This is a genomic window from Paraburkholderia sp. BL6665CI2N2 (assembly GCF_004366535.1).
In the GTDB taxonomy this organism is placed as follows: domain Bacteria; phylum Pseudomonadota; class Gammaproteobacteria; order Burkholderiales; family Burkholderiaceae; genus Paraburkholderia.
Map to the genome: position 1 here is coordinate 6,829,930 of NZ_SORC01000001.1, position 12,343 is coordinate 6,842,272.

11 protein-coding genes are annotated in these 12,343 nt (G+C 64.2%); 8 read left to right on the forward strand and 3 right to left on the reverse strand.

Annotated features, from left to right (window positions below; translation table 11 throughout):
• Positions 1–121 precede the first annotated feature (121 nt).
• Positions 122–1,954 (forward strand): hypothetical protein, encoded by a 1,833-nt coding sequence (locus B0G81_RS30620; RefSeq protein ID WP_134140525.1) that lies wholly within the window; start codon positions 122–124, stop codon positions 1,952–1,954.
• Positions 1,955–1,980: 26 nt separating this feature from the next.
• Entirely contained in the window at positions 1,981–3,798 is a 1,818-nt protein-coding gene (locus B0G81_RS30625; RefSeq protein ID WP_134140528.1) for a tetratricopeptide repeat-containing glycosyltransferase family protein, read from the forward strand.
• A 64-nt stretch (positions 3,799–3,862) separates the two neighbouring features.
• Here the strand turns inward: B0G81_RS30625 and B0G81_RS30630 are convergent, their stop codons facing one another.
• The gene (locus B0G81_RS30630; protein WP_134140531.1) at positions 3,863–4,369 is read right to left on the reverse strand and encodes an OmpA family protein; all 507 of its coding nucleotides are present in this window, start codon (positions 4,367–4,369) and stop codon (positions 3,863–3,865) included.
• Between the two features lie 240 nt (positions 4,370–4,609).
• Between B0G81_RS30630 and B0G81_RS30635 the strand changes: the two genes are divergently transcribed.
• The 6 genes from B0G81_RS30635 (at position 4,610) to B0G81_RS30660 (ending at position 10,188) form a co-directional block, all read left to right on the forward strand.
• Positions 4,610–5,293 (forward strand): chorismate lyase, encoded by a 684-nt coding sequence (locus tag B0G81_RS30635; protein WP_134140535.1) that lies wholly within the window; start codon positions 4,610–4,612, stop codon positions 5,291–5,293.
• Positions 5,293–5,766: a DNA-deoxyinosine glycosylase gene (locus tag B0G81_RS30640; RefSeq protein WP_106280202.1), complete on the forward strand. Its 474-nt coding sequence runs from the start codon at positions 5,293–5,295 to the stop codon at positions 5,764–5,766. Before B0G81_RS30635 ends, B0G81_RS30640 begins: the two co-directional genes overlap by 1 nt.
• Positions 5,763–6,695, forward strand: coding sequence for a spermidine synthase (locus B0G81_RS30645; RefSeq protein ID WP_134140538.1), 933 nt, complete (start codon positions 5,763–5,765; stop codon positions 6,693–6,695). The genes B0G81_RS30640 and B0G81_RS30645 overlap by 4 nt, the downstream gene beginning before the upstream one ends.
• A gap of 429 nt (positions 6,696–7,124) precedes the next feature.
• The gene (locus tag B0G81_RS30650) at positions 7,125–7,364 is read left to right on the forward strand and encodes a DUF3311 domain-containing protein (RefSeq protein ID WP_106280205.1); all 240 of its coding nucleotides are present in this window, start codon (positions 7,125–7,127) and stop codon (positions 7,362–7,364) included.
• Complete coding sequence (locus tag B0G81_RS30655) at positions 7,364–8,914, forward strand: sodium:solute symporter family protein (RefSeq protein WP_116119362.1); 1,551 nt, start codon at positions 7,364–7,366, stop codon at positions 8,912–8,914. Before B0G81_RS30650 ends, B0G81_RS30655 begins: the two co-directional genes overlap by 1 nt.
• Positions 8,915–9,063: 149 nt before the next feature.
• Positions 9,064–10,188 (forward strand): FUSC family protein, encoded by a 1,125-nt coding sequence (locus tag B0G81_RS30660; protein ID WP_181196523.1) that lies wholly within the window; start codon positions 9,064–9,066, stop codon positions 10,186–10,188.
• Positions 10,189–10,318: 130 nt separating this feature from the next.
• Here B0G81_RS30660 and B0G81_RS30665 read toward each other — a convergent pair whose 3' ends face one another.
• Together B0G81_RS30665 and tal are read right to left on the reverse strand one after the other, a co-directional pair.
• Complete coding sequence (locus tag B0G81_RS30665) at positions 10,319–10,732, reverse strand: VOC family protein (RefSeq protein WP_134140542.1); 414 nt, start codon at positions 10,730–10,732, stop codon at positions 10,319–10,321.
• 485 nt (positions 10,733–11,217) lie between these two features.
• On the reverse strand, positions 11,218–12,171 hold the full coding sequence (gene tal / locus B0G81_RS30670) for a transaldolase (protein WP_106280210.1): 954 nt from the start codon (positions 12,169–12,171) through the stop codon (positions 11,218–11,220).
• Positions 12,172–12,343: the final 172 nt, after the last annotated feature.

Sequence of the window (12,343 nt, forward strand, 5' to 3'; positions counted from 1 at the left end):
TGCTCGCGCGATTTTCATTCGGATACTTGAAGGGTTATTTCCAGTCTTTAAGCATTGAAAGCACCAAGTCCTATTTTTGTGATTACGCCTTCGCATGCCAACCACAACACACTGAAATCCCATGTCCGATTCCGCTCTGGCAGTCCCTCTCGATTCCGTTCATCTCCTGTGGTCCATCCTGCGCGAGCAAGGTTTCGACGCCGCCGCGCGGCACGCAGTCGAAATGGCCGTGGCAGGCGCGACGGCGCAGTTGCACGCCGACCTGTGCGCGAGCGCCGGGCGTTTCGAAGAGGCGTATCACAGCGCGTCGCAGGCGCAGGCGTGCGCTAACGGAGCGCGCCATGGGCGAGTCGCGTTGTTCGCCGACGCGCTCGGCTATGCCGCCGTCGCGCAGCGAAACAGCGAGCGGGCGGTGGCCGCGCAGCCGGTCGAGACGACGATCGACTGGGTCGCCTGGCTGATGTCCACGTGCGGCGCGCACTCGGCGGCCGCGCGAATCTTGCGTGCCTATGAGCGTCGCGCGCCGCATGACGCGCGCGCGCCGTGGTGGTTGTCGATCGCGTTGGCGGCGCTGCCGGAGACGAGCGCGCGGGACGAGCGTCGTGCGGCGTTGTTGCGGGCGTATGCGCTCGACCCCGCGATCGATCCGGCGTTGCCCTTGCAACTCGTGCTGGCGTTGCGCGAGGTTCGCGATTGGCCGATGGTCGAGCGTATCTGCCGCGAATGTCTTGCGCGCAATCCCGCCGATGCGGAGATGGCGTGGCAGCTTAGTCACGCGCAATGGCAGTGCAACGACGCTGCGGCAGCGGAGACCACCATGCGCGCCGTGGACGCCGTCGCGCCCGGCAATGCGGACGTGCTGGCGGCCATCGGCATGTATCTGAACGAGCAGGCGCGCTATGAGGACAGCGAGGCGGCGCTGCGCGCGGCGCTCGCAATCGATCCGTCAGCGGTGCAGGCGGCGGTCGATCTGGCGGACCTGGAACTGCGGCGCGGCGATTGGTCGAGCGCGTGGCCGCGTTTCGAGGCGCGTCTTGCGCGCGAAGATCGCGAGCAGAACAATGTCGTCAGCGTCATGACGCGCTTGTGCCCGCGCTGGCATGGCGAAGCGCTCGCCGGCAAGACCCTGGTCGTGCACAGCGAGCAGGGCAACGGCGACGACATCCAGATGGTGCGCTTCGTCCCGCAACTGGCGGCACGCGTGCGTGACGAAGGCGGACGGCTGGTGCTGGCCGTGCGTCGCGCGCTGCAACCGCTGTTCGCTCGTTGCTACGCGAATTGCGTGTCGATCGAAGAAGGCCCGCTCGGCGCACCGGAGTACGCATTGCCGCTCATGAGCCTGCCGCTCGTGCTCGGTCTCGAACCGGAGCAGGTTCGCGGCGCGCCCTACCTGCAGGCCGATACAGCGAAGGCGGCGGCCTGGCGCGAACGGATCAGCGCGCACGCACCTGATGCGACGTGGCACGTTGGTCTCGTCTGGTCGGGCAGCCCGACGCATCGGCGCGACGCCATGCGGTCGATTCCGCTTGCGGCGCTGACGCCGCTGCTGGCGCTTCCGGATGTCGTCTTCCATCCGCTCACGCCCGGACGTCACGCCGATGTGACGGCGCTCGCCGCGCAGGGATATCGCCTGTGCGATCTGACCGGCGATTACATAGACGGCTTCGACGACGTGGCGGCGCATCTCACCGCGCTGGACGCGCTGGTGACGATCGACAGCGCGCCGTTGCATCTCGGCGGCGCACTAGGGCATCGCGTGCTGGCGATGCTCGATCACGTCTCGCATTGGTCGTGGGGCAACGACGAGGCGCAGCCCTGGTATGACTCGGTCGAGCTGTTCCGGCAGCCGCGGCCTGCGCAATGGGCGCCGGTGGTCGAGCGGGCCGCCGCGCGTCTGAAGACGATGATGGCGGCGAACCGGACGGCCCGAGCGGCGCAATCCACGCCAGCTTGAGTCACTCACGCAACTGATCCACGTCGATGCACGAACCCGATTTCTCTCTCCCCACCAGCGTCTCCAACGATATCGGTGCAATCAACGCGCACGCCGACGCCTGCTTCGCGGCAGGGCGTCATGACATGGCGATTGTCGACTACGAACGCGTTCTCGCGACGCAGCCGCACAATGTGCACGCGCTCCATCGCCTTGGCCTTGCCCTGTTTCGCGTCGATCGGCTCGACCGTTCGCGCATGTATTTCGATCAGGCATTGAATGTCGCACCTGAGCGCGCGGACATCTGGGAGCATCGCGGCTTGATCGCCGCGCTGGGCGGCGAGTTGATCGCGGCCGAAGCGTTCTACCATCGCGCCGTGGCTTTGAGTGGCGGCACTGCGAGCCTGCATCGCAATCTGGGCGATTGCCTGAAGCTTTCGAAGCGTCTCGTCGAAGCACGCGGACACTATCTCGAAGCGCTTGAACTCGAACCGACCTTACATCATGCCGTTCGCTCGCTCGCACGAATCAGTACCGAGCTCGAACGCTATCAGGACGCAGCGGACTACTGGCTGCGCGCGTGGTCGCTCGAGTCGACGCATCTGCCGGACGCGCTCGAATTGATAGCGGCGTTGTCGAAAGCGCGGCGCGGCGCGGAGATCGACAGCGTGCTCGCTGACCTGCGCATTCGCTTCGCCTCAGATGCGTCCGCGTTGCAACAGTTGGCCTTTGCATTGAACGAGGCAGAGCGTTTCAGGGACGCGATCAGCGTCGCCATTGCAGCGCTTGCCGTCGATCCTCTCAATGGCTGGCTGCATCACAACGTGTCGTTTGCGTTCAACATGCTGGGCGACTTCCCGGCCATGCATGCGCATGCCGTCGAAGCCGCGCGGCGGATGCCCGGTCATCCGCTGATGCAATTCAACCTCGCAGCCGCGCAACTGCGCGCGGGCGACTACGAAAACGGCTGGAAGCAATATCGATGGCATGAAGCCCTGCCGGAAAATCACGATCTGGTTCGCCCCGCTTACCCAGAATGGCAAGGCGAGCGGGTAACGGGCTGCCGCTTTCTGCTGGTCGGCGAGCAGGGGCTTGGCGATCAATTGCAATTCTTGCGTATGGCTGACTGGTTGCATCGGCGCGGCGCACAGGTCGACGTCTGGGTCGAGGCTCCGCTCGGCGAAGTGGCGCGAAGCGCGGCCGGCGTGCGTGCCGCGTGGACGAGCGCGCCGCCCGGTCCGTACGACTACTGGTGCCGCATGCTGAGCATGCCGGAGTCCATGAAGCTGGAGTTGCCGATGTTGCCACTCGCGACGTCTTATCTGCGAGCGGAACCGGCGCAGGTGCAACGCTGGCGGACCCGGCTCGACGCAATCGGTGCAGCCGATGCGCGCGATCGGCCCGGAAAACGCGTCGGCATTGTCTGGGCCGGCAATCCGGCGTACGAGCTCGACCGTTATCGGTCGATTCCGTTGCGCCAATGGCTGCCGGTTTTGCAGCAGACCGGCGTGCAATGGTTCGCGCTGCAAAAGGGCGAGACGCAGAACGACGTGGTGGCGTCGCATGCGGATAGCAGCGTGCACAGACTCGGGCCGGAAATCGGCACGTTTTCCGACACGCTGGCGATCGTGCAGTCGCTCGATCTGGTGATTACGGTGGACACGGCGGTTGCGCATCTGGCCGGCGCCTGCGGCACGCCCGTCTGGGTGCTGGTGCCCACGTTCACCGACTGGCGGTGGATGACGGCGCGCGACGATAGTCCGTGGTATCCGTCCGCGCGACTGTTCCGGCAGCGCGAGTTGGGGCGTTGGGATACGGTGCTCGACGAGGTGGCGCAAGCATTGCGCGATTTTGTCGCTGACTGAAAAACCGGGCGGTCTGACAGGCGCCCGGTTTTTTCAGTTGAAGGTGGCCGCGAAATAGCTTTGCTTACTTCTTGCCCATCAAGGTATCCATCGTCTCGCCACGCACGACGATCTCGGTACGGCGGTTCAGCGCGCGGCCTTCGGGGGTATCGTTGGCCGCTACCGGGTTGTTGTACGCGTTGCCCTTCGTGCGAATGCGGTCCGTTGCGATGCCGCGCGCTACGAGCGCATAACCCACCGCGGTCGCGCGCGCTTCGGACAGTTGCTGGTTGTATTCGAGCGTGCCGACGTTGTCGGTGTAGCCCTCGACCACAATCGGTTTCTTGCTGCGCTTGAGCAGCACGGCCGAACGATCGACGACTGCGGCCGCGTCGCCGCGCACATCGGATTTGTTGAAATCGAATAGGGCGGTTTCGGGCAGCTTGACCGCGACTCCGCCGGCGACCGGCGCCACCTCGATACCAACAGCCTTGTTCAACGACGTCTCCGTGTCGCGGTTCAGTTGCGCCGCGCAGCCTGTCACCAGCAGGACCGAGATCGCGCATGCGGTTGTGCTCAGAATGTTCTTCATCTTCGTGTCTTTTCCTTGGTTGTGCGTTCATGTGGCGCGCCGTTCGATTGCGGGCGGCCGGCTTTGCAAAGCACGGAGGTTTTATCGCGCGACGCGAGTCGTGGAGAATCGGAACTATCTGAAATCGACACGCCGATGAGAGCGCTTCGCTACCTCTGTCGTAATGGATGAAATCTGCTGAAGGGCGACACCTGGGCGGTGGCGAATGGCCCGACAGCCGCGCCGTTATAATCCGACACCATGTCCATCCGTTTCGATGCCGCCGACGCCCACTGGCGCGTCACGCCCCTTCCCGGCTTCAGCGCCGCCCAGAAAGACTGGCTGACCCGTGGCGGTTCACTGACTGCGCATCTGCGTGCGCTCGGTGCCGTCGCGGTACGCGTCACGCACGAAGGCGTCGCGCTGCCGTGGGCCGACGAGCGTGCCGCGCTCGGCCTCGTGTCGCGTGCGCCGGTCTGGGTTCGGGAAGTCGCGCTGTCGGTCGACGGCGTACCGTTTGTCGCCGCGCATAGCGTCGCGCCGCTCGCCGCGAGCGCCGGTGTCTGGCAGGCCATGCGGCGTCTGCGCACGCGGCCGCTGGCTGAGTTGCTGTATAGCGATAGCAGCGTGGCGCGTTCGTCACTGGTGAGCCGCAGGTTGACCGCGCGGCATCCGCTTCATGGTCTGGCCGCGCGTGAAATTGAAGGGTTGCCGCCGCACGCGTTGGTCGCGCGCCGCTCGGTATTCGAGCGCCATGGCGCGCCGCTGATGGTCACCGAATGCATGTTGCCCGCGCTATGGACGCATTTGGCGACCTTGTCCGGCGCGAGCCGGTCGGACGAGTGGCTCGCGCATCCACGGGTGCGCGAACACGGCCGTCCGCTCGAGCACACCGCATCGCGCGCGCATCCCGCGATGCGCGCGTCCGACGAAGGGAGCCGCTGATGCTGCGCGGTTTTCCTCCGGTCGCCGCCGCGGATACGCATACGCTGATTCTCGGCAGTTTTCCCGGCGAGGCGTCGCTCGCCGCGACGCAGTACTACGCGCATCCCCGTAACCAGTTCTGGCGCCTGCTCGGCGCCGTGCTCGACGAGCCGCTCGCCGAACTCACTTACGAGGAGCGTCTGCGCCGCCTGCTCGCGCACGGCATCGGCGTGTGGGACGTGCTGGCCGCCTGCACGCGCGAAGGCAGCCTCGATGCCGCGATTCGCAACGCCAGTCCGAATGATTTCGCTTCGTTGCGCGCGCACGCGCCGAAGCTCGCCAAAGTCTGCTTCAACGGCAAGACGGCGGGACGCTTTGCGCCGGTGATCGGCGCGGCGGGCTATGCCACCCTCGTATTGCCTTCGTCGAGTCCGGCGAATGCTATGCTCTCGTTCGACCAGAAATTGCGTCTTTGGCGCGACATCCTTACATGACGAAATTGATCAGGCGCGCTTCGGCTGAAGCGCGTGCCTTCCGCAACCGCGACGCTGACGCCGCCGGTGGAAAACAGAAAACGCAGAAATCGCAGAACGCCGCGCGCAACAAAACGCGCGTTTCGCACGACGACGATCTGCACGACGCGCCGCAAATCGAAGCGCCGCGCAAGCCGCGCTTCGCGCCGGTGACGTTCTCCGAAGAAGGCGGCGTGCGCTTTCTGCATTTCGGCACGGAGTGGGTGCAAGGCGCGATGCGTCTGCGTAAGCCGGATCACATCGAACTCGAATACGCGCAGCAGATGATGGCCTGGCTGCTGTTTATCGAAACGCCCAGGCGCATCGTCCAGCTCGGTCTGGGCGCCGCGGCGCTGACCAAGTTCGCGCATCGCTTCCTGAAACGCGCGAAGGTCGAGGCGGTGGAAGTGAACCCGGCGGTCGTCGTGGCCGCGCGCACGATGTTCGAGCTGCCGCACGACGACGCCCGTCTGACCGTGCACGAAGCCGACGCATGGGATTTCGTCAACGACCGCGCCAACCACGGCACGATCGGCGCGTTGCAGATCGACGTCTATGACGCGACGGCGCGCGGTCCGGTGCTCGACAGCGTCGGCTTCTATCGTGCGGTGCGTGCGTGCCTGACCGACGCGGGCGTGGTGACGGTGAACCTGTTCGGCGATCACCCGAGCTTCGTGCGCAACATGAAGCGTCTGAACGAAGCCTTCGACGGCCGCGTGGTCGCGCTGCCGGAAGTGCACGACGGCAACCGCATCGCGATCGCGTTTTCGGGCCCGGCGCTCGAGGTGCCGTTCGCGGCGCTGCAGGCGCGCGCCAAGCTGATCGAAGCGGAACTCGGCCTGCCTGCGCGCAAATGGATCAAGGGTCTGCAGGAATCGACCGGGCAAAACGGCGCCGCGTTCTCGATCTGATTGCAACGACCCATCCGGTCGGGCCGCGCAAGCCGGTCCGATACAAAGCAGTGCATGGACCAAGTGTCGCAGGTGGCGCGCCGTGCGCCGCGCGCCGTTGCGCCCACGCGACGTTCACGGCTCTCATCCATCGCGCATTGAACAGCCGGCCCTCTTCCTCGCGATGCGGGCCGGCCTGCCAGACCCAAGCGGCACGGCCTGATGCGCCTCGCCGCAGCGCTTTTACTCCTCTTGCTGGAACACCTCCGCGCCGACCTCGAAAGCGCGATCGTGCTGGGGTCGCCCCTGCTTGACCGCGCTCTCGCCGCTCCTATACTCTTTCGAAGCTTTCGGGGCGCCCGTGGGCATTCGCGGGGCCACCCCTCGCAGCGGGATCCACCACCCGTCAAACACGGGCCAACATTTCAATAATAGGGAAGAGGAGACGTCATGGCTCACGACGCCGACGCGAACAAAGCCAGCAAGCACTGGCTCTGGTTGCTGCTGTTGCCCTGGATCGCGATGATCTGGGTGCCGTCTTATAACAAGGTTGAACCGGTGCTGTTCGACTTTCCGTTCTTCTACTGGTACCAGCTCCTGTGGGTGCTGATCAGCGCAATCATCACGGCGCTCGTGTACTTCAAGACCAAGACGCGCTCCAGCGGCCGTCCGCAGGGGGGCGCACGATAATGAACGCCATCGCAACTTTCGTCTTCGTTCTGTTTTTCATCGGCGTCACGATTCTCGGCTTTATCGCGGCCCACTGGCGGCGCGGCGATCTGGCGCATCTGGAAGAGTGGGGCCTCGGCGGCCGGCGCTTCGGCACCATCGTCACGTGGTTCCTGCTGGGCGGCGACCTGTACACCGCGTACACCTTCATCGCCGTGCCGGCGCTGGTGTTCGGTGCGGGCGCAACGGGTTTCTTCGCGCTGCCTTACACGATCCTGATCTATCCGTTCGCGTTCGTCGTGTTCCCGAAACTGTGGAGCATCGCCAAACGTCAGGGCTACGTGACGTCGGCGGACTTCGTGTCGGCGCGCTATGGCAGCCGTATGCTCGCACTGGCGATTGCCGTGACCGGCATCGTCGCGACCATGCCGTACATTGCGCTGCAACTGGTCGGTATCGAAGTGGTGATCGGCGCGCTCGGTTTCGACACCAAGGGCTTCGTCGGCGATCTGCCGCTGATCATCGCGTTCGCGATCCTGGCGGCGTACACGTACACCTCGGGTCTGCGCGCGCCGGCCATGATCGCGGTGGTCAAGGACGTGCTGATCTACATCACGATCTTCGCCGCGATCATCGTGATTCCGCCGCAACTGGGCGGCTTCGGTCACATCTTCAGCGTGGTGCCGCCGGCCAAGCTGCTGCTGAAGGCGCCGGACGTCTCGAGCCTGAACGGCTACAGTGCGTACGCGACGCTCGCGGTGGGTTCGGCGCTCGCGCTGTTCCTGTACCCGCACTCGATCACGGCAGTGTTGTCGTCCAAGTCGGGTAACACGATCCGCCGCAATATGGCGATGCTGCCGGCTTACTCGCTGGTGCTCGGCCTGCTCGCGCTGCTCGGCTTCATGGCTTTGGCTTCGGGCGTGAAGGACATGCCTGAGTTCGCGCCTTACTTCAAGGCGTTCGGTCCGAACTTCGCGGTGCCGGCGCTGTTCCTGCATTACTTCCCGTCGTGGTTCGTGGGCGTGGCGTTCGCGGCGATCGGTATCGGCGCGCTGGTGCCGGCGGCGATCATGTCGATTGCGGCGGCGAACCTGTACACGCGCAACATCCACAAGGAGTTCGTCAACCGCAACATGACGCATGAGCAGGAGACCAATGTCGCGAAGCTGGTCTCGCTGATCGTCAAGGTTGGCGCGGTGGCGTTCATTCTCGGCCTGCCGCTCACGTATGCGATCCAGTTGCAATTGCTCGGCGGTATCTGGATCATCCAGACGCTGCCGGCCATCGTGCTCGGTCTGTACACGCGCGTGCTCGACTATCGCGGCCTGCTGGCGGGCTGGGCGGTCGGTATCGCAACCGGCACGTGGATGGCAATTTCGCTGAAGCTGGCCGGTTCGATCTTCACGATCCACCTGTTCGGCATGGCGATTCCGGGCTACGCCGCGGTGTGGTCGCTGATCGTGAATCTGGTGGTGGCGGTGGTGGTGAGCTTGCTGGTGCGCGCGGTCGGCATGCAGCGCGCCGAAGACCGTACCCGTCCGGAAGACTATCTGGACGTGGTCGAAAGCTGATCAAGGCATGCTTCATGTCGTGCCGCTCTACGCGGACGACAGCCTGGAAACAGCAACGCCCGCACACGAAAGTGTGCGGGCGTTTGTCTTGATGAGGCACTCCAGGGCAGGATAGCGGAACCGTCCTTCACCGTATCGAGCGCGCCGCCATGGCTTCTGCCGGTTCCCACACTGTGATTCCACGCCGCTCGGCGCTCAGCCGGATGGTTCGCGCGGTTACGTCGCCTTACTACCGCTATCGCCACGCCAAGGTGCTGCACAGCCTGCGTGTCGGGCTGGCCATGCTGGTGTCGATTCTGGCGACCACCGGCATCGACATTCCGCACGGCATCTGGTCGTCGGTCACTTTGCTGGTGGTGATCGGCGGCTTGCAGCATCACGGCAACATCCGCAAGAAGGCGGCGGAGCGGGCGGCGGGCACGCTGCTCGGGGCGTCGATCGGGCTCGCACTGATCGTGTTGCAGAACCTGACCGACTCGCCGCCGCTCACTTACGTGCTGATGTCGATCGCCGCGGGCATCTGCGCATGGTTTGCGATCGGCTCGTCGGGCTATATCGGGCTGTTGACGGCGATCACCATGTGCATCGTCGCGGGCCACGGTGACAACCAGATCGACGTCGGCTTGTGGCGCACGGCGAACGTGCTGATCGGCATTGTGATTGCGCTGGCGTTTTCGTTTGCGCTGCCGCTGCATGCCACCTATTCGTGGCGCTATGGGCTCGCGACCAATCTGCGCGAATGCGCGCGCATCTACACGCGGCTGCTGGAGGGCGAGACCATCAGCGAGGAAGAGCAGGTCAAGCGCTTTCTGGCGATCAACAAGCGGCTCGTGCAATTGCGTTCGCTGATGCCTTCGGTGGCGAAGGAAATCGAGGTGCCGCAGTCGAAGCTCGAAGAGATTCAGCGGCTGCACCGCTCGGTGCTCAGTTCGCTGGAGTTGCTCGCCACTGGTCCGCTGATGCACGCCGACGCCACGGCGCGCGCCGCGTACGCCGAGCAATGCGGCGTCGAGGTGCGCACCGTGCGCGCGATTTTGCTGGCGATGGCGCGCGGCCTGCGCTTTGGCCGGGCGACGCACTTCGGCATTCCGTCCGCGTCGGCGCTCGCGCAGACGCACGGCGACGCGGCGCTGAGGCTGCCGCCCGAATTTCAGGGGCCGTACTGGCTTGGACAACGGCTTGCCGAACAGGTGGACCGCCTGCGCGAGCGGTTGCTGGAAACCGAGCCGAACTGGAACATCGAACGCCGTGCGCGGCCCTTACTGAAGATTTGAGCCGGTCGGCGCCCACTCCCAGGGGCGCCGTGGTCGCCTGACCGAACCGAGCGCGGCAACCGCGGCAACCACCGCAATCACCGCAATCACCGCGAGCGCACGCGCTCATTGCCGTGCACGGCGCCGTGGCTCAACCTTCCGGCACTGTCACCATCCACATGAGACCGAAGCGGTCGACCACCATCCCGAAGCCTTTGCTCCAGAAGGTTGGCTGAAACGGGAATGTCACCTGGCCGCCGTCGGCAAGCGCGTTGAAGAACTGTTCGGCGGACTTGGCGTCGTCGGCGGTTAGAGAGAGGCTGAAGCCATTCATGGTGGCGGCGGGATCGCAATGACCGTCGGAGGCCATCCAGTCGGTCGAGCCCATGCGCACATTGGCGTGCATGATCTTTTCTTCGAGACCGGGTCGCGGCTGGTTTTTCGGATCGGGCGGCGCGTCCTTGTAGCGCATCTTGAGGGTTACCTGAGCGCCGAGCTTCGCGCAGTAGTAGTCGAGCGCTTCCTCGCACCGTCCATTAAAAAATACGTAAGGCTGAACCACCATGATCGTCTCCCAAGGGTAAGCGACTATCTCCCGACAAAGAACAACGGAAGGGCCAATGGTTATATGAAGTACCGCGACGGCGCGCGCAGCGCCGCCGGAAGAATGAGCGCCTTGTCACTGACGCGGAGTGTGCGAGGACACAGATTCCAGATGCGCCACTACCGCAACTGCGCGAGGGGCCCGCTTGTAGGCTGGCGGTGTGAAGCGGCTTTCTTTGCCTACTTTCTTTGCCGCGGCAAAGAAAGTAGGTGCCGCCCCGCACAGGGGCGACGCTAATAGACCACCATAAAGCGCCCATGCAGAGGATTCTAGACGCCGACCAGCGTCCAATTGTGACTAAATGTCGTAAGCCCAGCGACGCGCCCACCGCGCTTCAAATGCAACAGCAAACCGACGCCGCAGGCGAGTAAACGACACACGGCCCTGAACCGCAAAGTCCAAGGCCGCGTATACGCAGCGCCGACAAAAAGCAGCGCAACCGAACCTTACCGCAATGCTTCGATCAACTTCTCCAACTTAACCGCATCAGCGGCAAACGCCCGAATCCCTTCCGCGAGCTTCTCAGTCGCCATAGCCTCATCATTGACGAGAAACCGGAACGACGCTTCATCAACCGGCACGCGTTCAATATCCGCATCTTTAGCGCTATCCGGCGACAGCTTCCGCTCCACCTTTTCCGTGCTCTCATGCAGCTTCTGCAACAAATCCGGACTGATAGTCAGCAGATCGCACCCCGCCAGCTCGAGAATCTGCCCCGGCGTGCGAAAACTCGCGCCCATCACCTCAGTCTTGTAGCCGAACTTCTTGTAGTACGCGTAAATACGGCGCACCGATTTAACGCCCGGATCATTGGCGCCGCCGTCTTTCGCTTCGTCCCACGCGCTGCCGGCGTTCTTCTTGTACCAGTCGTAAATCCGCCCGACGAACGGCGAGATCAACTGCGCGCCAGCCTCAGCACAGGCCGCCGCCTGAGCGAGCGAGAACAGCAGCGTCATGTTGCAATGAATGCCTTCCTTCTGCAGCACTTCAGCCGCGCGGACACCTTCCCACGTGGAAGCCAGCTTGATCAGCACGCGTTCGCGGCCGATACCGTGCTCCTTGTACAGCGAGATCAGTTCGCGGCCCTTGGCAATCGACGCTTCGGTGTCGAACGAGAGGCGCGCGTCCACTTCCGTCGATACGCGGCCCGGAATGATCTTGAGAATTTCGGTGCCGAAGGCGATCAGCAACTGGTCGATGATTGCGCCGACCGGTTTCGACGCGTGAGCCTTCACGGTCTTTTCCAGCAGCGGCTTGTAGTCGTCTTTCTGCACCGCTTTCAGAATCAGCGACGGATTGGTGGTCGCGTCCTGCGGCTTGTACTGGGCAAGCTGCTGGAAGTCGCCGGTATCGGCCACGACGGTGGTGTATTGCTTGAGTTGATCGAGTGCGGTTGTCATGTTCGAGCCTTCAAGGCGCGTGCGCGCCGTGGTTCAGGAGAAATGAGGTTGCCACCGGTCTGAAACGCAAACCAGTTCCGGCGGCCGCGGGTCACGCTGCAGCGCTGCCCGTCATCGTGCCGAGGAATTTTGACGGAAAGCGCTGCCGGATGCTTCTATTCTATGGCGGATC

Bases quoted from the DNA above. Each gene is read 5' to 3' on its own strand.
- B0G81_RS30620 (WP_134140525.1), top strand. From the start codon at position 122: ATGTCCGATTCCGCTCTGGCAGTCCCTCTCGATTCCGTTCATCTCCTG.
- B0G81_RS30625 (WP_134140528.1), top strand. From the start codon at position 1,981: ATGCACGAACCCGATTTCTCTCTCCCCACCAGCGTCTCCAACGATATC.
- B0G81_RS30630 (WP_134140531.1), bottom strand. From the start codon at position 4,369: ATGAAGAACATTCTGAGCACAACCGCATGCGCGATCTCGGTCCTGCTG.
- B0G81_RS30635 (WP_134140535.1), top strand. From the start codon at position 4,610: ATGTCCATCCGTTTCGATGCCGCCGACGCCCACTGGCGCGTCACGCCC.
- B0G81_RS30640 (WP_106280202.1), top strand. From the start codon at position 5,293: ATGCTGCGCGGTTTTCCTCCGGTCGCCGCCGCGGATACGCATACGCTG.
- B0G81_RS30645 (WP_134140538.1), top strand. From the start codon at position 5,763: ATGACGAAATTGATCAGGCGCGCTTCGGCTGAAGCGCGTGCCTTCCGC.
- B0G81_RS30650 (WP_106280205.1), top strand. From the start codon at position 7,125: ATGGCTCACGACGCCGACGCGAACAAAGCCAGCAAGCACTGGCTCTGG.
- B0G81_RS30655 (WP_116119362.1), top strand. From the start codon at position 7,364: ATGAACGCCATCGCAACTTTCGTCTTCGTTCTGTTTTTCATCGGCGTC.
- B0G81_RS30660 (WP_181196523.1), top strand. From the start codon at position 9,064: ATGGCTTCTGCCGGTTCCCACACTGTGATTCCACGCCGCTCGGCGCTC.
- B0G81_RS30665 (WP_134140542.1), bottom strand. From the start codon at position 10,732: ATGGTGGTTCAGCCTTACGTATTTTTTAATGGACGGTGCGAGGAAGCG.
- tal (WP_106280210.1), bottom strand. From the start codon at position 12,171: ATGACAACCGCACTCGATCAACTCAAGCAATACACCACCGTCGTGGCC.